The 20,999-nt window shown below is 67.5% G+C and carries 20 protein-coding genes and 1 pseudogene; 5 read left to right on the top strand and 16 right to left on the bottom strand.

Annotated elements, in window-relative coordinates; genetic code table 11:
• Positions 1 to 136: 136 nt before the first annotated feature.
• The 8 genes from MMF96_RS10650 to MMF96_RS10615 form a co-directional block, all read right to left on the bottom strand.
• Positions 137 to 928 carry a triose-phosphate isomerase family protein gene (locus tag MMF96_RS10650; RefSeq protein ID WP_256883529.1) on the bottom strand — a complete coding sequence of 264 codons (792 nt, stop codon included), beginning with the start codon at positions 926 to 928 and terminating at the stop codon, positions 137 to 139.
• Positions 929 to 945: 17 nt separating this feature from the next.
• Positions 946 to 2,295, bottom strand: a complete 1,350-nt coding sequence (locus MMF96_RS10645) for an MFS transporter (protein ID WP_256883528.1) — start codon at positions 2,293 to 2,295, stop codon at positions 946 to 948.
• 177 nt (positions 2,296 to 2,472) lie between these two features.
• Positions 2,473 to 3,252, bottom strand: a complete 780-nt coding sequence (locus tag MMF96_RS10640; RefSeq protein WP_176616204.1) for an SDR family NAD(P)-dependent oxidoreductase — start codon at positions 3,250 to 3,252, stop codon at positions 2,473 to 2,475.
• 33 nt (positions 3,253 to 3,285) lie between these two features.
• Positions 3,286 to 4,263 carry a 3-hydroxyacyl-CoA dehydrogenase family protein gene (locus MMF96_RS10635; RefSeq protein ID WP_176616205.1) on the bottom strand — a complete coding sequence of 326 codons (978 nt, stop codon included), beginning with the start codon at positions 4,261 to 4,263 and terminating at the stop codon, positions 3,286 to 3,288.
• A gap of 3 nt (positions 4,264 to 4,266) precedes the next feature.
• A complete protein-coding gene (locus MMF96_RS10630; RefSeq protein WP_176616206.1) occupies positions 4,267 to 4,752 on the bottom strand; it encodes a ribose-5-phosphate isomerase in 486 nt (161 codons plus the stop codon).
• Positions 4,749 to 6,491, bottom strand: coding sequence for a dihydroxyacetone kinase family protein (locus MMF96_RS10625; RefSeq protein ID WP_256883527.1), 1,743 nt, complete (start codon positions 6,489 to 6,491; stop codon positions 4,749 to 4,751). Before MMF96_RS10625 ends, MMF96_RS10630 begins: the two co-directional genes overlap by 4 nt.
• Positions 6,492 to 6,538: 47 nt before the next feature.
• Positions 6,539 to 7,537 carry a sugar phosphate isomerase/epimerase gene (locus MMF96_RS10620; protein WP_176616208.1) on the bottom strand — a complete coding sequence of 333 codons (999 nt, stop codon included), beginning with the start codon at positions 7,535 to 7,537 and terminating at the stop codon, positions 6,539 to 6,541.
• A 262-nt stretch (positions 7,538 to 7,799) separates the two neighbouring features.
• Positions 7,800 to 8,486, bottom strand: a complete 687-nt coding sequence (locus MMF96_RS10615; protein ID WP_176616209.1) for a GntR family transcriptional regulator — start codon at positions 8,484 to 8,486, stop codon at positions 7,800 to 7,802.
• Positions 8,487 to 8,645: 159 nt separating this feature from the next.
• Between MMF96_RS10615 and MMF96_RS10610 the strand changes: the two genes are divergently transcribed.
• Positions 8,646 to 9,713 carry a hypothetical protein gene (locus MMF96_RS10610; RefSeq protein ID WP_256883526.1) on the top strand — a complete coding sequence of 356 codons (1,068 nt, stop codon included), beginning with the start codon at positions 8,646 to 8,648 and terminating at the stop codon, positions 9,711 to 9,713.
• Between the two features lie 99 nt (positions 9,714 to 9,812).
• Here the strand turns inward: MMF96_RS10610 and MMF96_RS10605 are convergent, their stop codons facing one another.
• The 7 genes from MMF96_RS10605 to MMF96_RS19885 all read right to left on the bottom strand — a co-directional run bounded on the left by MMF96_RS10605 (position 9,813) and on the right by MMF96_RS19885 (position 17,856).
• Positions 9,813 to 10,532 carry an FMN reductase gene (locus tag MMF96_RS10605; RefSeq protein ID WP_306295840.1) on the bottom strand — a complete coding sequence of 240 codons (720 nt, stop codon included), beginning with the start codon at positions 10,530 to 10,532 and terminating at the stop codon, positions 9,813 to 9,815.
• A gap of 73 nt (positions 10,533 to 10,605) precedes the next feature.
• Positions 10,606 to 12,141, bottom strand: a complete 1,536-nt coding sequence (locus MMF96_RS10600) for an amino acid permease (RefSeq protein WP_176616212.1) — start codon at positions 12,139 to 12,141, stop codon at positions 10,606 to 10,608.
• Between the two features lie 48 nt (positions 12,142 to 12,189).
• Complete coding sequence (gene aspA, locus MMF96_RS10595; protein WP_176616213.1) at positions 12,190 to 13,626, bottom strand: aspartate ammonia-lyase; 1,437 nt, start codon at positions 13,624 to 13,626, stop codon at positions 12,190 to 12,192.
• Between the two features lie 219 nt (positions 13,627 to 13,845).
• Positions 13,846 to 14,814: an asparaginase gene (locus tag MMF96_RS10590; RefSeq protein ID WP_256883524.1), complete on the bottom strand. Its 969-nt coding sequence runs from the start codon at positions 14,812 to 14,814 to the stop codon at positions 13,846 to 13,848.
• Positions 14,811 to 15,518, bottom strand: coding sequence for a FadR/GntR family transcriptional regulator (locus tag MMF96_RS10585; protein ID WP_176616215.1), 708 nt, complete (start codon positions 15,516 to 15,518; stop codon positions 14,811 to 14,813). Before MMF96_RS10585 ends, MMF96_RS10590 begins: the two co-directional genes overlap by 4 nt.
• 91 nt (positions 15,519 to 15,609) lie before the next feature.
• Positions 15,610 to 17,685 (bottom strand): DUF5107 domain-containing protein, encoded by a 2,076-nt coding sequence (locus tag MMF96_RS10580; RefSeq protein WP_256883523.1) that lies wholly within the window; start codon positions 17,683 to 17,685, stop codon positions 15,610 to 15,612.
• Between the two features lie 9 nt (positions 17,686 to 17,694).
• Positions 17,695 to 17,856, bottom strand: coding sequence for a hypothetical protein (locus tag MMF96_RS19885; protein WP_375141427.1), 162 nt, complete (start codon positions 17,854 to 17,856; stop codon positions 17,695 to 17,697).
• Here MMF96_RS19885 and MMF96_RS19800 point away from each other — a divergent pair.
• A pseudogene (locus MMF96_RS19800) lies at positions 17,798 to 17,917 on the top strand (carboxymuconolactone decarboxylase family protein); the annotation flags it as partial. The gene MMF96_RS19885 and the pseudogene MMF96_RS19800 overlap by 59 nt on opposite strands.
• Positions 17,918 to 17,998: 81 nt before the next feature.
• Here the strand turns inward: MMF96_RS19800 and MMF96_RS10570 are convergent.
• On the bottom strand, positions 17,999 to 18,286 hold the full coding sequence (locus MMF96_RS10570; RefSeq protein WP_256883563.1) for a DUF5956 family protein: 288 nt from the start codon (positions 18,284 to 18,286) through the stop codon (positions 17,999 to 18,001).
• 224 nt (positions 18,287 to 18,510) lie between these two features.
• Between MMF96_RS10570 and MMF96_RS10565 the strand changes: the two genes are divergently transcribed.
• The 3 genes from MMF96_RS10565 to MMF96_RS10555 all read left to right on the top strand — a co-directional run bounded on the left by MMF96_RS10565 (position 18,511) and on the right by MMF96_RS10555 (position 20,994).
• Positions 18,511 to 19,176, top strand: coding sequence for a GntR family transcriptional regulator (locus MMF96_RS10565; protein ID WP_256883522.1), 666 nt, complete (start codon positions 18,511 to 18,513; stop codon positions 19,174 to 19,176).
• A gap of 138 nt (positions 19,177 to 19,314) precedes the next feature.
• Positions 19,315 to 20,064 (top strand): amino acid ABC transporter ATP-binding protein, encoded by a 750-nt coding sequence (locus MMF96_RS10560; RefSeq protein WP_176616217.1) that lies wholly within the window; start codon positions 19,315 to 19,317, stop codon positions 20,062 to 20,064.
• A 60-nt stretch (positions 20,065 to 20,124) separates the two neighbouring features.
• The gene (locus MMF96_RS10555) at positions 20,125 to 20,994 is read left to right on the top strand and encodes a glutamate ABC transporter substrate-binding protein (protein WP_256883521.1); all 870 of its coding nucleotides are present in this window, start codon (positions 20,125 to 20,127) and stop codon (positions 20,992 to 20,994) included.
• The last annotated feature ends 5 nt before the right edge of the window (positions 20,995 to 20,999 follow it).

The raw sequence follows: 20,999 nt of genomic DNA, 5'->3' as shown, positions 1-20,999 counted from the left end.
CCCGGTTCCGCGCATAAAGGAATTCGGGCGACCCTATGCGCAAAACCGGTGCGCGAATTTGGCGCATAAAGGCACCGCCCGACAGCCGTGTGCCGGGCCGCCGCTTACGCTGTGTGCCGGCAAGCCGCCTCGCCGCCTACGCCGGGCCGGCCTCCGCCAGCGCCTCGTCCAGCACGCGCCCCAGGTTGGCGGCATCGTGCGCGAACCGGCCCAGGAACAGGCCCGAGACGCCGTCCAGCTGCGGCAGCAGGCCCGGCTTGGCCGATCCCCCGTAAATGATGGGCAGCTCCCCCGCACCATGCGGTTCCAGCCGCTGCCTGATGCCACGGACGACGGCGGTGACGTAGCCGGCATCTGCGGGCTCGGCCGCGCCGATGGCCCAGACCGGTTCGTAGGCCACCACAGTGGCACCCGCGTTGTCCCAGGACCCGCCGTCCGGCGGGCCGGCGAGGGCCGCCTCCAGCTGGCGGACCACAAAGTCCGCCGCCTCTGCGGGCGTGCCCCGGCGCTGCTCCCCCACGCACAGCAGCGGGGTGATCCCCGCGGACCTGGCCTGGCGCACCTTGGCCGCCACGACGGCGTCGTCCTCGCCAAAGTGGCGGCGTCGCTCGGCATGGCCCAGCTCCACCATCCCCACGCCCAGCTCCGCGAGCATGGAGGCGGAAACCTCGCCGGTCCAGGGGCCTTCGGCCGGGCTGCAGTTCTGGGCGCCCAGCACCGCCGTGGTTCCGGCCAGGATGTCCGCAGCTGCCGGCAGCACCGGGAAGGACGGGATCACAAACGGGAGCACCCGCCCGGCAGCAAGTGCCGGGCGAGCGTCCAGTTCGGCACGCACCTGCTCCAACCAGCGCAGGCTGGCCTGGTACCCCATGTACATCTTGGTGCTGACGCCGATGTATAGCTGCGGGGTGGTTCCGGTGTGTGTCATGTGGTGCAGTGTTCCGTTCAGTTGTCCAGCAGTTGGTCGGCCTTGTTCTTGAACCGGCGGGTGCCCCACATCATGAGGGCGGCAACGAACGGCAGCACGCCCAGTGCGTAGATGCCCATGGCACCGGACGCCGAGGAGAACGTTTCGTTGATGCTGGTGCGCAGGATCGGGGCGACGAATCCGCCGAGGTTTCCGAGGGAGTTGATCAGGCCGATGCCTGCGGCAGCAGCGGTGCCGGTGAGGAACGCCGTCGGGTAGGACCAGGCGATGGGGCCGATCGACAGGAAGCTGCAGACGGCCAGCGTGATGAAGATGATGCCCAGTGCCGGGAGCCCGTTGGCGCCGGCCCATGCCGAGCCGAAGATGCACAGGCCGGTGGAGACGAACAGCCACGTGCCCAGGACACGGCGGCGGATGACCGTGTGGGCGTACTTGCCGATGAAATAGCAGGCAAAGATGCCGAAGAACCACGGCACGGCGGCCAGCAGGCCCACTGCAAGGCCCACCTTCTGCCCTGTCAGCTGCGCCACCTGCTGCGGCAGGTAGAACGTGACGCCGTAGACGGCGATCTGCAGGCAGAAGTAGATGATGGTGAAGTACCAGACCTTGCCGTTGGCCATCGCCGCGAGGACGCCGGACGGGCCGGATTCCTTGCGGAGCACGTCCTCCTGGGCCATGGCCGCCGTCAGGGCGTCCTTCTCTTCCTGCGAGAGGAACTTGGCCTTGGCGGGGCCGTTGATGAGCAGGAAGAACGCAACAACGCCGGCGGCCACGGCAAGCATGCCCTCGATGAAGAACATGACCTGCCAGCCGTGCACGCCGGGAACCTTCTCACCGATGTTGAGCAGCCCGCCGGACAGCGGGGAACCGATGAGCTGGGAGAACGGCTGGGCCAGGTAGAAGATGGCGAACATCTTCACGCGGTGCTTGTTGGGGAACCATTCGGCCAGGTACATGATGATGCCGGGGAAGAGGCCGGCCTCGGTGACGCCGAGCAGGAAGCGCAGCGCGACGAAGGAGTTTTCGCCCTGGACGAAGGCAAAACAGGCGGAAACGATGCCCCAGGTGATGGCGATGCGGGCGAGCCAGATCTTGGCGCCGACCTTTTTAAGCATCAGGTTGCTGGGGATTTCAAAGATTGCGTAGCCGATGAAGAAGATGCCGGCGCCGAGCGCATAGGCGCCGGCGGAGATTCCCTTGTCGGTCTCCAGTGCCGCCTCGGCAAAGCCGACGTTGGTGCGGTCCATGAAGGCAACCACGTAGAGAATCACGAGCATGGGCATCAGGCGGAAAGTGGCCTTGCGGACGGCCGACTTGAGCGCCGGTGACTCCAACAACTCCTTGCTGGTGCTGGTCAGGTTGGTCATGCAGACTCCTCGTTGAGCGGTGGTGGTGCTTGGTCGAAGGTGGTGCTGAGGTCGGGTCTTAGCGCGGGTAGGCCATCAGGATGACGGCGCCGACGCAGGCGATGATGCCGACAAGCAGGTACAGCTTGCGGGCGGTGCTCCAGGCACCGGTGCTTTGGGGTTCCATGGTTTCCTCCTCTAGTGCATGTACAGCCCGCCATCCACGTTCAACGTCTGGCCCGAGGTGTACCCGGAGTCCTCGCCGATGAAGTAGTGGATGGCTGCGGCGATGTCGCGGGTGTTGCCAACACGGTTGACCACCAGGTCCTTGACCATGTCGTCCTTGCGTTCCTGGGTCAGCGTGCCGCCCATGATGTCGGTGTCGATGGGGCCGGGCGAGACGCAGTTGACGGTGATGTCATACGGGCCCAGTTCGCGGGCGGTGGCGCGGGTCAGGCCGATCACGCCGGCCTTCGCCACGGAATACGGCGTCTTGGAGAAGGTGCCGCCGCCGCGCTGGGCGGAGACGGAGGAGATGTTCACAATGCGCCCAAGCCGGTTCTTCACCATGGACTCGGCCACCCGGCGGGTGGCGTAGTGCACGCCGTTGAGGTTGATGCCCAGGACCCGGTTCCATTCGGCCGGTTCCAGCTCCAGGTAGTCGACGGGCGAGCTGACGCCGGCGATGTTGGCCAGCGCCACCACCTGCGGCAGTGCGGCCTCGATTTCGTCAATGGCCGAGCGGACCGAGGACTCCTCGGAGACGTTGGCACCCACCCCGTGCGCCTTGACCCCGTACGTGGCCGTCAATTCCGCGGCGACGGACTTGCAGGCGGCGTCGTCAAGGTCGATGACGCCGATGCTCCAGCCCCGCTTGGCCAGGTAGTTGGCAGTGGCGCGGCCGATGCCGCGTTCGGATACGGCCCCGGTGATGATGGCGGTGCGTTCGGCGGGGAATGCTGAAGTGGTTTCCGGCATGGATCTCTCCTGGTGGTTCGTGGGTAGGGGGAATTAGTGGATGGGTGCGGGGCCGAGGTCTTCGAGCAGCTGTTGCATGGCGACGTAGGCCTTGTTGCGGTAGGCGATCAGTTCCGGCGTCCGCTCAGCCGGGACGTTCAGGAAGCCGGCGCCCGTCTTGGTGCCCAGCTTGCCGGCGTTGACCAGGTCGCTGAGGATCTTGGGCGTGGCGAAGCGTTCCGGGAACCCGGTCTGCAGCGACTGGTAGCAGAAGTTGTAGACGTCCAGCCCGGCCATGTCCGCGATGGCGAACGGGCCGAAGAAGGGAAGCCGGAAGCCGAAGGTGGTCCGGACGAGGGTGTCGATGTCCTCCGCCGTGGCAATTTCCTGCTCCACCAGCTGGGCGGCCTCATGGAACAGGGCGTACTGGAGGCGGTTGAGGACAAAGCCGGTGACGTCCTTGACCACGGCCGTCTGCTTCCCGGAGGAGTGGACCAGCTCGCGGATGGCAGCGACGGTGCCGGCCGAGGTGCCGGCGTGCGGGATGACCTCCACCCCGGGAATGAAGGGTGACGGGTTGGAGAAGTGCACGCCCAGGAAGCGTTCCGGGTGCGCCACGGGGCCGGCCAGGTCGGCGATGGAGATGGTGGAGGTGTTGGAGCCGATCACGGCGTCCTGGCGGGCGGCGGCACTAATGCGTGCCAGGGTCTCGTGCTTGATGGCCAGGACCTCGGGCACGGCCTCCTCGATGAACTCGGCGCCGGCCACGGCCTCTTCAATGTTTTCTGCGGGCCAGAGGTTCTTGCGCAGGATCCCGGTGGAGCCGGCAGGGAACAGCCCGTCGGCCACGAACTGGTCCGATTCGGTGAGCAGGCGCTCGTAGTTCTTCTGCGCGACCTCGGCCGAGACGTCGGCCAGGGCCACCCGGGCACCGCCCAGGGCCAGGACCTGGGCGATGCCGCCGCCCATGTAGCCGGAGCCGACGACGGCGAAGTTTTTCTGGATGCCGGGCGTGGACGTTGTTTCAGTCATGGTTCAGGAGGCCTTCGTGTAGTCGGGTTCGTAGGAGCAGATCGCGTCGACCTTTTCGGCCGAGGCGGAGTTTTCATCAAAGTTGTAGCCAAGCCACTCGGTGACCAGTTTTTTGGCCAGTTCCAGGCCGATGACGCGCTGGCCCATGGTGAGCACCTGGGCGTTGTTGCTCAGTACAGAGCGTTCCACAGAGTAGCTGTCGTGGGCAGTGACGGCGCGGATGCCGGGAACCTTGTTGGCGGCAATGGCCACCCCGAGCCCGGTACCGCAGATCAGCAGCGCCCTGTCGGCGTCGCCGTCGGCCACCAGGCGGGCCCCGTCCACGGCAACGTGCGGATAGGCGCGGGAATCGTCCGGGCCCACGCCGATGTCGGTGACGGCGGCCACCCGGGAGTCGGCTTCCAGCAGGGCCTTGAGCGCGTTCTTGTATTCGACGCCGGCCGAGTCGTTGCCGACCACGATGCGAAGTCCTGCTTTGCCCTGTGTCATGCCCGTGCTCCTTGTTGGATGAGTTGTGCTTCGATGTGGCGGCCCAGCCGTTCGGCGATGAGGCCGAAGGACACCGCACCCGGGTCCGGGTGGCCCAGGCTCTTCTCGGCCAGCGGCCGTGCGCGCCCCTTCAACGGACGCAGCCCGGCCGTCGCATCCGCTGCGGCGCGGGCGGCCGCGGCTGCCACCGCGAGTGCCCGGTCCACGGGCGCCCCGCCGGCGATTTCGGCGGTGAAGGCGTCCCGGAACGGCAGCAGCGCGTCCACCATGGTCTTGTCCCCCGGCTCGGCCTTGCCCAGCCCGGTGATGGCCGAGGCGAAGGCCTCGACGGCAGCCGCCGCATCGGTGCCGGAGTAGCTCCCGCGGTTGCCCAGGGCCGCACCTGCCGCGATGACGGCCGTGCCCCACAGTGCGCCGGATGTTCCGCCGGCCTTTTCGCTCCAGGCCTCCCCCGCCGCGGCGAGGATGCGGCGCACGGAGGCGCCGGCGTCGGACGCGGCCGCGGACTGTGCCGCATCCACCGCTGCCTCGACGCCCCGGCGCATGCCGATGCCATGGTCGCCGTCGCCGGCAATGGCGTCCAGGCTGCCCAGTTCCTCGACATTTTCGACGACGACGTCCCGCACCGCGGCGAGCGCGGAGACCGCGTGCCTCCCCAGGGCGGCGGACGCCGGCGTGGGCTGCTCGCTGTCCGCCTGGCCAGCGGCGGCGCCTGCTTCCACCTCGCGGCGGGCGCGCCGGGCCACGGTGCCCTTGCGGAAGGCCGGCGTGTCCGCGGGTGCGGCCCACAGGCGCTCGAGTTCGTCGTCGAGCCACAGCAGGGTCAGCGACAGGCCGGCCATGTCGAGGCTGGTGACCAGCTCACCGCACTCGGGCTCCACGACGGTCAGGCCGGCGCCGGTGAGCAGCTTTTCCACCTTGCCGAACAGCAGGAACAGTTCGTCGTACTTGACCGTGCCCAGGCCGTTGATGATCGGCACGACGCGGGTGCCGGGGTTTTCCGGCTTGTCCGCCAGCAGCCGGGAGACGAGGAGCCCGGCCAGCTCGGACGCCGTCGGCATCGGGTGTTCGGAGATGCCGGGCTCGCCATGGATCCCCAGGCCCAGCGCCATGAGCCCGGCGGGGACGTGGAAGAGCGGTTCGGGCGCCCCGGGCAGCGTGCAGCCGTCGAAGGCCACGCCGAGGGAGCGGGTGCGGGCGTTGGCCAGAATGGCCAGGCGCTCCACCTCATCCAGGTCCAGGCCTTCCTCGGCGGCGGCGCCGGCAACCTTGAACACGGTGAGGTCCCCGGCAATGCCGCGCCGTTTTTCCGGCTGGTCGGCCGGTGCGCTGGCGATGTCGTCCGTGACGAGCACGGTGCGCGTTTCGATGCCTTCGGCGTTTAGGCGCACCTGGGCCTGGCCAAAGTGCAGGACATCCCCGGCGTAGTTGCCGTAGCTGAGCAGCACGCCGCCGCCGTTGTGGGCGGCCTTGGCCACGCGGTACACCTGCCCGGCCGCCGGGGAGGCGAACATGTTGCCGCAGGCCGAGGCCGCGGCAAGGCCCGGCCCCACCAGGCCTGCGAAGGCCGGGTAGTGGCCGGAGCCGCCGCCCACCACCACTGCCACCTGGCCGCGGGGGCTGGCCGTGGAGCGGACCACGCCGCCGTCCACGCGGGACACGTACTGCCGGTTGGCGGCCACGAAGCCGTCAAGGGCCTCGTCCGCAAAGTCGGCGGGATCGTCGAATATCTGGGTCATGGTTCCTCTTTGAATCCGCAAGGGTTTCGGGGTTGGTGCTCCGGTATTTAGACGGCGGCGACGGCGGCGGGCTGCTGGCGGCCCTGGGCCACCCGGCTGGTGCCGAGTGCGTAGCCGTCGTCCTTGGGCAGGACCTGGCTGCGCAGGTAGTCCTGGTTGCGGGCCGTGACGCTGAGGCCGTCGCCGCCATAGTGCTCGGTGCAGATGATGCCCTGGAAGCCCACCGAGATGGCGGTGCGGAAGGCGTCGCGGTAGTTGATGATGCCGCTTTCCATGGGCGCCGGCATGGCCACGTAGCTGTTGCGGGCCACGTCCTCGTCTCGGATGTAGTTCTTCACGTGCCAGTAGTTGGAGTACGGCAGGGTCTTCTCCAGCACCTCGCGCCAGTCCTCGATGGGGCGGTGCAGCCGGACCAGGTTGCCCACGTCCGGGTTGAGGCCCACATTGGCCAGCCCGATGTCCTGGACCAGCTTCACGGACGAGTCCGCCGTGCCCAGGTAGGTGTCCTCGTACATTTCCAGGGACAGCAGGATGCCGGCTTCGGCGGCGTGGCGCCCCAGCTCGCGAAGGCGTCCGACGGCGGCATTCCACGTTTCCGTGTCCCCCACCGGGTCCGTGTGGCCCTGGGCCGTCCAGAACCACAGCTGCCGTTGCTGTTCGGCGGTCAGTGCCTGGTGGAGTCCGAAGGAGACCACTTCGCAGCCGAGTTCCGCGGCGGCATCAATGGTGCGGTGGCTGTAGGCCAGGTTCCCTTCCCAGTTTGCCGCGTCGATCACGCTGCTGCGGATGGCCGAGATGACGGGGATGCCGATCCCCGCTTCCGCTGCGGACTGCTTGAATTCCGCCAGCCGTGCGGCGTCCAGGTCGCCCGGGCGGACCCAGCTGTCGGTGAGGTCCGCGTTGGTGAATCCGGCGTCCCTGACTTCCCGGAAGACCTTCAGCCAGGCGGTGGCGTCGGCGTCGTTGATGTGCTGCCCGGCGGCATTCGTGCCCGGGAATTGCAGCAGTGCTGCGCTGATGGGCCAGTTGGCGGCTGTGTAGGCCATGGGTGTTTCTCCTTTAGTGATCCTGTTTCCTATAGGATCTACTATTGAGGGAGCCTATGTCAAGAATCACATTTTGGGAACCCCCGGCCGGTTTTGCCGTCCTGCCGCTTCCGCGGGCGCGCCGGCGGAAGCGGCATGGTGCGTCACGGGCAGGCCGCTGGCACGCTCCCGGCGCCCGTGCGTCAGACGGGCGGCACCCCGAAGTTGGGCACGCCGCGGGGTCCGCGGTTGGGCACGTTTTGGGCCCGTCGCTGGGCACGCCTCAGGCGGGCGGGGCGTCCTGGATGGAGCGCTGGCGGACGCGGCCCACGTGTTCCGTCATGGCGGCTGCGGCGGCTTTCGGGTCGCCAAGCTCGATGGCCCGGAACACAGCCTGGTGTTCAGCAATGGCATGGTCCGCGTCGGTGATCCCCACGCCGCCAAACAGGCGAAAGCGCTGCACCTGGCCGCCCAGCGCCTCGTAGGCGGCCAACATGAACGGGTTCCCGGAGTTTTCGGCGATCAGCCGGTGGAAGCGTTCATCGGCGTCGAGGTAGTCGCGGAATTCGGCGAACGAAGGCCCCCGCCGCGCGTCCTTCAGGTCCGTGATGGACTGGCGCAGCTCTTCGAGCAGGGCCGGGGTCATCCGCCGGCAGGCCAGCTCCGTGGTGACGGGTTCAATCACCAGGCGCGCGTCCATGAGGTTGGCAAAGTCCTCGCGGGAGAAAACCGGTGCCACGCGGTACCCCTTCAGGGCCACCCGGACCACCAGGCCGGTGTGTTCCAGGCGGGCCAGCGCCTCGCGCACAGGCGTGGGCGAAACGTCAAGGTCGCGGGCCGTGCCGTCGATGCTGACCTGCGCGCCGGGTTCCAGGCGCCCGTCCATGAGGGACTCGAGAATTTCCTCGTAGACGTGATCGGCCAGGACCTGCCGGCTGACGGGGCGGGCGACACGGGATGGCTTCATCATTCTAAAATCCTATAGGATTTGCGAGGGGGTGGCAGACACCTTAAACGTACCCCTCCGCACCACGCTGGGACCCGACGGCAACGCGCGCGCCGGGAAACGGCGTCGCGCCTCCCTCCTGCAGCGGGGTGGCCCGGCGTGGAAGAATGAAGCTGATTCGCCATGGCAGCCACGACACCAGACCCCGACCAGCCGCCCCCCGACGGTGGCGCCGCCCACCCTGCGCACAAGTCCCTCGAACGGCACCGGCACACCCGGCAGGTTCCCAACACGCCCCGGCGCTGGCTGCTGGGCACCGTTGCGGCCGCCGCCGTCTCCACGGCCTTCAATGCCAACATCGCCGCCGACTACCAGCTGACCGAGCGCTCCCAGTTCCGCGTCACCACGCCGGACAATGACGAAAACAAGACGGCAGCGAACAGGTTTCCAGGCCGGACCTGGTACCTGCTGGGCGGCTTTGGGGTCAGCTACCGGGACACAGGCCGGAAGCTGGCGGCCCTGCAGCCGGCCATGAACGAGCGGGCGCCGGCGTCCTACATTGGCTACTCGAACGGCGGGATCGACATTGCCCAGCTGTTCATCGCCGTCCAGCGCGACACCTTTGAGCGCAAGATCGACACCGTCTATTTTTACGGGGACAGCTTTGGCGGGATGGCGGCGACGGTGCTGGCGGGGCTGCTGGAGGGGATTGGCATCCACGTCCGCGTCATCATCATGGGCTCGAGCCCCAGCAGCGTGGCGGATGTCCTGGACCCGAGCAAGGAATACATTTCACTGGCCGGGCAGGTGGTCCCCTACCTGGGGCTGGTGGGGCGCCTGGCGGCCGGCGTGTGGAGCGGGCTGGCCAACCCGAACGGGCAGGGCATGTACCAGGCCGCGCGTTCGGGCATCGGCAGCTCCCTGAACGTGTCCAGCGATTCGCTGATCCTCAAGACCACGCAGGCGACGTTCCTGCAGGCCTTCCCCGCGCAGTATGACGGCGGCATCCCCAGCAGCACCGGGATCGGCCTGCTGTATGACCCCAAGGACTTCATTGTCAACGCCCGCATGGCCATTGTGGGCTGGGAGGCGCTGTTCCCGAAGAACCCGCACGTTGAATACGACATCCCCAACACCGGCCACGCCAGCCCGGAAATCCATCCGGACATCTACCGCGTGGCACTCACGGTCATCGTAGACCAGCTCGATCCGCCGCCGCTGACCACCCGGCCCGTCCAGCCGATCTTCTGACGGGCGGTGGTTGCGACCCGCTGGTTGGGCCTGCCGGGACCGCCGCCGATTGAGCCTGCCGAAATCAAGGCCCTGACAAGCCCAACTCGCGGGGCCTGCCTAGCGGGCCTGGGTCTGGGCCAGCAGCTGCTCGAACGGCAGGGACATCATCTCGGACACCTCACGTTCGTGGCGCTTCGCCTTGTGGTCGGGGGAAAATCCGAGGCCAACAGTGTCCCCGGCGGCCGGCGTCGTGCCCGTGGACGGGGCAAGGACGGCGGCGAGCTCCCCCGCCGCCTGGCCGATCCGGTGGTCCATGGCGTCGGTGCCGGACTGCCCCCAGTCCTCGGGCGAGGCATAGATGGCCGTGGGCATGGTGTGGGCGCGCAGGTAGCTGAACAGCGGGCGGATGGCCGTATCCAGCACCAGCGAGTGCCGTGAGGATCCCCCCGTGGCGCCGATCAGCACCGGCATGCCGTCGATGAACTTGGGGTCCAGGATGTCAAAGAACGACTTGAACAGGCCGCTGTAGGAGGCGCTGAACGTGGGGGTCACGGCGATCATGGCATCGGCGCGCGAGACGCGGTGGACGACGTCGGCCAGGGCCGGACCCGCATAGCCGGTGACCATGTTGTTGGCGATGTCGGTCGCATAATCGCGCAGGTCGACGACGTCGAGCACGGCTTCCGCGCCCAGCTCGCCCAGGTGCGCCTTGACGCCCGCGGCCAGCTGGTCCGCCAGCATCCGGGTGGACGACGGGACGCCGAGGCCGGCCGAGATAACAACAACTGTGCGCTGCACTGTGACTCCTTGATCGCTGCAATGTTCATGCGTTTGCATCTAAAGGGGTCAACTGGCGGTGCCAGGAAGTTATTCCCAGGGCCGGTCCCGGCATTCGTCGGGGCGGAGGGGCTCAGTCCTCGCCGGCGATTCCCGCGGCCTGCGGGGCGTGGCTGTGGTGGGCGATCACCGGATGGGCGCCGGTGAAGCCGTCCCGGCCGGCGGCAATCTCCTTGATGCGGCCGCGGGAGGCGTACCAGCCGATCATCAGCGCCGGCACAATGACCACGATGGAGGCCACGGTCCAGGTGCCGACGGGGTTGTCGAAGGCCATGAGTACAATGACGGCCAGCAGGAACGCGAGCGTCAGGTAGCCGGTCCACGGCGCACCGATCATGCGGAACGAAGGCCGGATGGCGAGTCCCTTTTTCGACAGGCGGTACAGGGCCAGCTGGCACAGCACGATCATGCCCCACGAGGCGATGATGCCCAGTGCCGCCTCGTTCAGCACGATTTCAAACGCCGACGCCGGGACAATGGCGTTGAGGACCACGCCGAGCCCGGCGACAATGGCCGTGAGCGCGATGCCGCCGTAGGGGACGCCGCGCTTGTTCAGCTTGGCGGCGAACTTCGGTGCGGAGCCGGCCAGGGACATGGAGCGCAGGATGCGGCCGGTGGAGTACAGTCCGGCGTTCAGCGAGGACATGGCCGCCGTGAGGACCACCAGGTTCATGATCGAGTCCACGCCCTGGACCCCGATGGAGCCAAAGAAGGTCACGAACGGGCTTTCCCCGGCCTTGTACGCGGTGTAGGGCAGGAGCATGGAGAGCAGCACCAGCGAGCCCACGTAGAAGATGGCGATGCGGATGATGACGGTGTTGATGGCCTTCGGCATGACCTTTTCGGGGTTTTGCGTTTCGCCGGCCGCGGTGCCGATGAGCTCGATCGAGGCGTAGGCAAACACCACACCCTGCATGACCACCACCACGGGCAGCAGGCCGTTGGGGAAGAAGCCGCCGTGCGACGCGATGAGGCTGAACCCCACCTGCTGGCCTTCCACGGGCGTGCCGAAGATGACAAAGTACGTGCCAATGATCAGGAAGCCGACCAGGGCAACCACCTTGATCAGCGCGAACCAGAACTCCATCTCGCCGAACACCTTGACCGAAACGAGGTTCAGGCCCAGCACCAGCAACAGCGCCGCGAGCGCCCACGCCCACTGGGGCACGGCGCCGATCCACGGCACGTATTTGGCGAAGAAGTGCATGTATAGGGCGATCGCGGTGATGTCCACGATGGCAGTCATGGCCCAGTTGAGCCAGTACAGCCACCCGGAGACAAAGGCCGCCTTCTCGCCGAAGAATTCGCGGGCGTAGGAGACAAAGGAGCCCGACGACGGGCGGTGGATGACCAGTTCGCCCAGTGCACGCAGGATCAGGAAGGCGAAGAAGCCGCAGATCGCATAGCTGAACATCAGGGCGGGGCCGGCGCCGGCCAGGCGGCCGCCGGCGCCCATGAACAGGCCGGTGCCGATGGCCCCGCCAATGGCGATCATCTGTATCTGGCGGGACTTGAGGCCCTTGTGAAGCCCGGCGTCCTCGGCCGTCAGGGCCTGGTCCGGGGCGTCCTGGACCAGGTCGGAGGTGTCTGTTGTGGTGCGGTTGTGCATAAGCTTGCCTATCCGTGAATGCGGCCCGCACCTTTGCGGACCGCTCGTTTAGTCGCTGAGGTTGGCCAGGTGTTCCGGACGCAGAAGCTCGTCCAATTGTCCGGCGGTGAGGAGCTTGTGCTCCAGGACGAGTTCGGCCACGCCGCGGCCGGAGGAAAGCGCCTCGAGTGCGATCATGGTCGACGCCGCGTACCCCAGCCGCGGGTTGAGTGCGGTGACCAGTCCGATGGAGTGCTCCACCTGGGCCCGCAGCTTGTCCTCATGGGCGGTGATGCCCCGGACGCACTTGTCCGCGAGGGTCCGGCAGGCGGCTTCCAGGTGCCGCATGCTCTTTGTCAGGCTGTGCACAATGATCGGTTCAAAGGCGTTGAGCTGGAGCTGCCCGCCTTCGGCCGCCATGGTGACGGTGACGTCGTTGCCAATGACCTCGTAGGCCACCTGGTTGACCACCTCGGGGATGACCGGGTTGACCTTGCCGGGCATGATCGAGGATCCCGCCTGGACGGCCGGCAGCGTGATCTCGCCCAGCCCGGCGCGGGGGCCGGAGGAAAGCAGGCGCAGGTCGTTGCAAATCTTGGAAAGCTTGACGGCCACGCGCTTGAGGACACCCGACAGGTGGACAAACGCGCCGACGTCGCTCGTCGCCTCGATCAGGTCCACGGAGGTGGTCAGCGGCAGCCCGGAAATGTCCGCCAGGTGGCGGCAGGCCAGTTCCGCGTACCCCTTCGGCGCGTTCAGCCCGGTGCCGATGGCCGTGGCGCCGAGGTTGATCTCGTGGACCAGCAGGGTCGATTCCGCCAGCCTGGCCCGGTCCTCCCCCATCGTGACCGCGTAGCTGTTGAATTCCTGGCCGAGCGTCATGGGCACGGCGTCCTGCAGCTGCGTGCGCCCCATCTTCACCACGGTGCGGAACTCCACGGCCTTGTCGAGGAACGCCCCACCCAGGTACTCCATGGCCTCCACCAGCGATTTCGCGGCAAAGATCGTGGCCACGTTCACGGCCGTCGGGTAGACGTCGTTCGTGGACTGGCTGAGGTTGACATGGTCGTTGGGGTGCAGGAACTGGTATTCACCCTTGTTGTGCCCCAGGATTTCCAGCGCACGGTTGGCGATCACCTCGTTGGCGTTCATGTTCGACGACGTCCCCGCACCTCCCTGGATGACGTCCACCACGAACTGGTCATGGAGGTTCCCGGCGATTATTTCCCGGCAGGCCTGGATGATCGCGCCGGCGCGCCCGCCGTCGAGCAGCCCCAGCTCCTGGTTGGCCTGGGCGGCGGCCTGCTTGACCATGGCCAGCCCGTTCACCAGGTGCGAGTTGGTGGAGAGCGGCTGGCCGGTGATGGGGAAGTTTTCCACGGCGCGCAGGGTGTGCACGCCCCAGTAAACGTTGGCAGGGACGTCGCGGTCGCCGATCAGGTCGTGTTCGCTGCGCATGGCGACGGCCGCGAGGGGGTCCAGCGGCTTGGTGGACAGTTCAGTCATGATGCTCCTTGGGTAAAGGCAGTGCGACTTGCGTGGCAGGCGGGAAGGTTGGTCAGGCGGGAAGGTTGGTCAGGCAGATGGGCGGTTCTGGCGGGCGAAGGCACACGCGGGCATCCCGTTCCCCCGGAACATGAGGGAGCGCTGCGGATAAGGGCCCCATTTGGAACCGCGCGTCGGGAAAAAGGGCCCCGTTTGGAACCGGGGGTTTGGTGGGAGGGGTCAGGCGGGATGGCGGAGGCCGTGGAGGGTGCCGACGGGATGGCCGCCGCCCAGCACGGGGAGGTTGTCAAACGGTTCCAGCAGCGACGGCTCCACGCCCAGGGCGAGCAGCGCGGGAACGGCGGCGGGCATGCGGGCGCGGTCGCCGCCGTCGGAAATCTTCAGGGCCACCGCACTGCCGTCCCCCAGGGCGATGAGCTGGATGCCTTCAAAGCCGTCCTTGGCAAGCAGTCGCGGGACGGCCCGCATCAGGGCGGTGACGTCGCGGCCTTCCCCCGCAACGAGGTCCGGGTGGGCGCGCATGGCGGCGGCCACGCGATGCTCGGGGGTGCCCGGCGCGGCGGTGACGAGGCGGCTGAAGGCCCGTGCCATGCCGGTCAGGGACAGCGCGAAGACCTCGGTGCCGCAGCCGTCGGTGCTGATCTCCGTCAGTTCCTCGCCGGTGAGTTCCGCCACGACCTCGCGGATCAGCGCCGGCAGCGGATGGTCGTGGTCCAGGTAGCTGTCCAGCGGCCAGCGGTTTGCCACGCAGGTGGACAGCAGCGCTGCGTGCTTGCCGGAACAGTTTTGCGCCAGGTGGGTGGGGCCATGGCCGGCCGCGAGCCAGGCGCGGCGTTCGGCGGTGCCGTAGGGCAGGTCGGTGGAATTGCCCAGGTCGTCCTCCGTGAGCCCGGCATCGGCCAGGATCTTTGCCGCCGTGTCCTGGTGCACCGCGGCACCCGAATGGCTCGCGGCGGCCAGGGCCAGCTGGCCGTCGGTCAGGTCGGCGCCGGCGCGCAGCATCGCGACGGCCATGAGCGGCTTCAAGGCCGACCGGGGGTAGATGCGCGCGGCGGGCTCCCCGCGCTCCAGGAGGGTCCCGCCGTCGGGCCTCACCGCGGCCAGCGAACCGTAGTGGACGCTCTCCACCATGGAACCGCGGGTCTGGACGGCAAGGGGTGCGTGGGCCGGGAACTGTGGCGCTGTCATGCGGTGGTGTCTCCAATAATCAGGGTCAGTGCGTCGTCGACGGCGTGGAGGTGGACGGCCATGGCGCGGCCGGCTTCCCCGATGTCCCCCCGGGCGATGGCGTCCAGGATGGCGCGGTGTTCGCGGTCGGAGGCGAGGCGCCGGCCGGTGATGAGGTTGATGGTCTCCGACTGGTAGACCATGGCGTCGCGGATGTCATTGACCACCCGTTCGAAGACGCCGTTGCCGCTGGCGGTGGCAATGGCGGCGTGGAAGCTGCCGTCCAGGCTGACCCAGATTTCGGGATCGTCCTCCCCCACCATGGCCTCGATGATGCCGCGCATCTGGTCCAGCTGTTCTGCGGAACGGCGGGTGGCGGCGAGTTCGGCGGCCGGAACCTCGATGTGGGGGCGTGCTTCCATGAGGCTGCGGGCCGAGAACCGGCCCAGGACCAAGTCGCCGGGGGCGTGGTTGGCCACCACGAAGGTGCCCTTGCCGGTGTGCGTTTCCGTCAGGCCCAGGGCCGTGCAGGAGCGCAGGGCCTCGCGGACCACGGAGCGGCTGACGCCGTACTGGGCCGCGAGCGCCGTTTCGGAGCTCAGCTTGGACCCGACGGCCAGCTGCCCGCTCTCGATCGCGTCGCGGATGGCCGTGAACACGGCCTCCGCGGCGCTGACCCGGACAATTTGCGGCTGTCCGGCTGTCCAGCTGTCTGACAAGTTCACAGGGATTAGAATGACACAGCTCACACCCCGGTGTCAATGCCGACACCGCCCTTGCGCGAACCGGCGGGGCCGGGCAGGGCTCCCCCGGGGGTCAGCGCATGCTGAACTGGTACTTTTCCGGCACGTCCTCGCCCGGGCACACGCGCCGCCACAGCTCGGCGATCGAGTTGGCGCCCTCGCGCAGGTCCGGGACTTCAATGCCCTCCTTGAGGACCGCCGCCGCCGCGGCGCTGTCCCCGGTGTCCGCGTGCGCCCTGGCCTGCAGGAACTTCACCTGCCCCAGCGACAGCAGTGCTGCCGGGGCGCCTTCCAGCAGGTCGAACACCAGCGCCGGCCTCCCGTTGTCCACCGCGAGTGCCATGGCTTCCAGCAGGACGGCGCGGCTGCCCGGCTCAAGGTGGCAGGCGCGGCCAAGTTGAAGCAGTCCGCCGTCGATGTCCCCGGCGGCCATGAGGGCCAGGCCCAGTCCCCGGTGCGCGAGCACCCGGCTGCGCTTGCCCAGCGTGGTGCCGGTCCCGCCGGCCCCACCCCCATCACCGCCAGTGCCGCCCGTGCCGCCAGTGCCGCCCAGGGCCTTCCGGTACAGGGCGGCCACGGTTGCCATGTCATCAGCGTTGGCGGCATCGGCCCGGGCGTGGACCATGACCGCGTGGTGGAAGGCGGCCTCCGCACTGTCGTTGCGCGCCGCGGTCAGCAGGTCCTCCCAGTCCAGGCCGCGGACAAACGATTCCGCCCCGCCGAACGGCTGGCGCGGCTCCCCTGCGGACGCCGGCTCAAACGGCTTTTCCACGACGCCTTCATTGGCCCGCAGCAGTTCCAGCCAGGGAGCCTGGGCCGCCGTCAGCGTTTCCTGGCCAAACGGTGTGCCGGTCTCGTCGATCCACTCCATTTTGGCTGCGCGCCTCCGGGCCCGCTCCAGCGCGCCCCAGCCGTTGCCCGCCACCACAAATTCCGACGGCGCCAGGTCCGCCCAGCGGCCGGCGTCGGCGAGCGCCGCGTCCACAGCGCCGGCGGAAACCATTGAGTCCACCCGTTCGCCGGCATGTTCAACGGCGGCGTCCCACGCGCCGCCGGCCACCGCAGGGTCCAGGCCGGCATTGCCATACGCCTCCACCCACTGCCAGGACGCCCCGGCGGGCATCGGAACATGCTCAAACTGCGTCTGCGCCAGGCCGGACTGGATCTCCGCATAGCGCCGCGGCTCGGTGCCCGGCGGCGTCGGCGTGAGCCACTCCTGCCAGCGGCGCCCGCCGTCGCCCTCGCCCCAGACGAACAGCTTCCTGCCCCGCAGCCGGGGTGAGGAGACGAGCGCAAGCCCGTCCCCGGCGTCGTCCAGGGCGAGCTCCCAGCGGCGCCGGCCCGGTGCGAGGTCGAAGAAGAAGTCCGCGGCGTGCGGGTTCCGGGCGGGCCAGGTGGCGTCGATCCCGTGGAAGCCGGACGGGGCCACCACGTCCATGGCGCCGTCGTAGCCGGTGGCGAAGGCGCGCGTGGCCGGGGCGATGACGCGGGTGTGCGGGGTTTGCGGGATGGCCGCGTTGGACCACCAGTACATGGGGACGGGGGTGGCGTTGGGGTTGCGGATGCGCACGGCCGTGAACAGCACGCGGGAGTCGGCGGGCAGCCACGCATCGAGTTGGAACACCGCCTCGCGCAGCCGGTCGAACTCCCACATGCGCAGCACCTCCTGCCCGTCCGGCGTGTGCACCAGTGCGGTGTGGAGGGGCGAGCAGGTGGTGGGCGAATGCCCGCGCGTGCCGATGTTCCACTCGATCCCGCCGGCAAACCAGGCGTTGCGCAGGGCCAGGTTGGCGAACTGGATGCGGCCGCCGGTGTGCAGCAGCTCCTTGCCCGTGTCCTTGTCGAACAGCTGCCAGAGCCGGCCGCCCAGCTGCGGCAGGAAGGTTGCCTTCAGGTGCTGGTTTTCCAGCACGACGGCGGTCAGTTCCGTTGCGCCGGCCTCCCGCGTGTACGCGTCCTGCAGCATGTAGGGGAAGATGTTTTTCACCCCGCCCCAGCGTGCGCCCTGAACGATCTCTGCCGGGATGCCGCCTCCCGCAACATAGGGCGGCCCGGGCAGCGGCTGGACCGCGGGCAGCGGCGATTCGGGACCAAGCCCGGCCAGCTCGATGGTACGCGTGGTGACAGTCATGGAGGCCGCGTTGCTCATGGGCCGAGCCTATGGGACGGGGTGCCGGGTGCGCTGCCGGATCCAGCCGCGCAAAACCAATTCGTGGCCGCCCATCGGCAGTTTTTTCATGGCCGCTGAAGAAGCCGCGCGGTTGGCCGGACTCAACGCAAGGCTCGTCGAAGCCGTAAAAATCGGGGTTTCCCAGATCAATGGTTGCGCCTTCTGCCTCCGACTGCACACGCGAGACGCCCTGAAACTCGGAGAGTCCGCCGACCGGCCCGCGGTCCCGGCCGCCTGGTGGGAGCCACAGTACTTCTCGGAAGCGGAGCAGGCCCCGCAACGGGAATGGACCCTATTTCCCCACAACGCATGGCCAGGCTATGGCTTCCCGCATCACGGGCAGCCATCCGGAAGGCAGCGTCGGCGCAGGATCGCAAGCGTTGAGCTGCGCGCTGGCATGGTCCAAAAATTCCCTGCCCGTACGGAAGGTGTCCGGGATCCGGATCAACCATGCCCATCCCCGGGGTCTCGGGGGAATGCCCGCCTCCGCCAGGTACGCGTCGATGGACTGGTCCACGCACCGCCGGTCCTGTTCGGTGACTCTCCGCGACAACGCCCCGTCTGCGGACAGGCGGGACATCGTCCGGCCGGCCACGGAAAAAGACAGTTGTCGTAGTCTCGAACCGGACGCGGCTATTAGGTATGGCTATTTGGTATACAGGTGGATACAGCGGATGGATTGAATTACCCTTGTTGAGAATCAAACTATTAAATTATCCGTAAACCGCCACCGGCCCGCTGCCCTTCTGCGTAAGTCCGCAGAACCACGCTGTGGCCGTGCCGGAGACACCAGCCGGGAGATTCATGCCAACGCCACCAGAAGTGACCCGCCATGACGGGGATTCAATTTACCACGAGCTTCGCGGCGAAATACTGACCGGCGTCCTGAAACCGGCAACACCGCTGCGTGAGGTCGCACTCAGTGAGCGGTTCGGGGTCTCGCGCACGCCGGTTCGCGATGCGCTGCGGCGCCTCAAGCACGACAAGCTTCTCGAGCAGGGCGTCCGTGGGCTTCAGGTCCACCAGGCCACCCCGCAGGAAGTCATACAGGTCTACGACGTCCGCATCCTGCTGGAGAAGGAAGTCGCCGCACAGGCTGCCAGGGCCCACGACGTCACCGACGTCATGCGGCTCGAAGGGCTCCTGGCGCGTGACCGGGCGCTGACCGCTCCGGATGACGGGACGCGAGCAGCCACCAACATGGAATTCCATGCCGCCGTCTGGGCGGCGGCGCACAACCCCGTCCTTGAAGACCTCCTCCAGCGGCTCACAACGCACTTGATCCGCACGCCGCACTCCACGCTGTCCGTCGGCACGCGCTGGGAGGAAGCCCTGGATGAACATGGCCGACTCGTGGAAGCCATTGACGCCGGTGATGAGTCCTCCGCGCGGGACATTGCAGGGGCGCACATGGAAAGTGCCAGGAGCCTGCGCCTTGGCCTGCTGCGGGATTCCATCTCCCACCCCTAAGGTGCAGCCGGCTGCCGGACTTTGCGGCGCACGCCGACATATCCGACTTTTCTTCGTCAAGATCTTGCCGTGACGGCCATCACCGTGTCACACTGTATTTTAATGTATACAGTCGTATCCACCTAAGGGAGATAGATCATGACAGCGATCACGGAGACGGACACCGTCGTCGAGTTCAGGGGTGTCGGGAAGCGTTTTGGCCAGATGCAGGCCCTGTCCAACGTCAACCTTTCCGTGAAGCGCGGGGAGGTGGTGGTGATCCTGGGCCCGTCAGGCTCGGGCAAGTCGACGCTTTGCCGGTGCATCAACCGCCTGGAGGTCATCGACGAGGGACACATCCTCATCGATGGCAAGGAGCAGCCGCTGGAGGGCCGGGAGCTGTACAAGTTCCGCACCGAAGTGGGCATGGTTTTCCAGTCCTTCAACCTGTTTTCCCACAAGTCGATTCTCGAGAACATCACCATGGCACCGCGCAAGATTCTGGGCGTCGACAAAAAGAGCGCCGAGGCCCGCGCCCACGAACTCCTGACGCTGGTGGGGATCGGGAACAAGGCCAACAGCCGGCCCGCGCAGCTTTCCGGCGGCCAAAAGCAACGGGCCGCCATTGCCCGGGCCCTGGCCATGGGGCCGAAGGTGCTCCTTTTTGACGAGCCAACCTCCGCACTGGATCCCGAGTCCACCCGGGAGGTCCTTGCCACGATGCGCAATTTGGCCGAAAACGGCACCACCATGGTCGTGGTCACCCACGAAATGTCCTTTGCCCGCGCCTTTGCCGACCGCATCGTGTTCATGGCGGACGGGCAGATTGTCGAAATGGCCGACCCCGAGTCGTTCTTCACCGCGCCCCAGAGCGAGCGCGCCAAATCCTTCCTTTCTTCCGTCCACTAACAACCAACCCCTTCCACCACAAGCAGCGGGTGCACCGAAGCACCCCTTTGAGGAGTCACAATGAAGCGCACACACCTGCTCCCCGCCCTGGCCGTCATGGGCGCACTCATCCTCGGCACCACCGCCTGCGGGGGCAGCGGAACAGCCGCCGCGAGCCACCCCACCGAGACCTTTCCGGCCGGCAGCACCATGGCCAAGATCCAGCAACGCGGCAAGGTGATTGTCGGCGTCAAGTTTGACCAGCCGCTCTTCGGCGTCAAGAACCCCATCACCGGCCAGATGGAGGGCCTTGACATTGAAATGGCCAAGATCCTCGCCAAGGACCTGACCGGCAGCGAAAACAACGTCCAGTACGTCGAAGCCGTCACCAAGAACCGCGAAGCCTTCCTCGAGCAAAACAAGGTGGACGTCGTCATTGCCTCCTACGCCGTGACCGACCAGCGCAAGAAGGCGGTCGACTTTGCCGGCCCCTACCTGGAAAGCGACGTCGCCCTGATGGTCCGCAAGGACGACACGTCCATCAACAAGCCGACCGACCTGTCCGGCAAGTCCGTCTGCTCCACCACGGGTGCGCGCGCTTCCCAGCTCATTGCAACAGCCGTCCCCTCCGCCAAGCTGGTCTTGTTCAGCACCTACAGCGAGTGCGCGCAGGCCTTGAAGGACAAGCGCGTCGATGCCGTGACAACCACCGAAGCCATCCTGCTGGGCATTGAAAGCCAAAATCCCGGCCTCTACCGCATCGCCAGCGGCCACCTGGCCGATTCCGAGGAGTTCGCCATCGGCTCCCCCAAGAACGACCCGGCCTTCCACACATATCTTGACGGACTCCTGAAGAAGGCCGTCGCCGACGGCGACTGGCAGAAGGCGTACGAGGCCACGATCGGCAAGGTCAAGCCTGAGAAGGTCACCCCGCCGAAGATTGTCCTCTAGGAACC

This window comes from Arthrobacter sp. STN4, from assembly GCF_024539665.1.
Taxonomy (GTDB): domain Bacteria; phylum Actinomycetota; class Actinomycetes; order Actinomycetales; family Micrococcaceae; genus Specibacter.
This window is presented reverse-complemented; position numbering and strand designations above follow the sequence as displayed.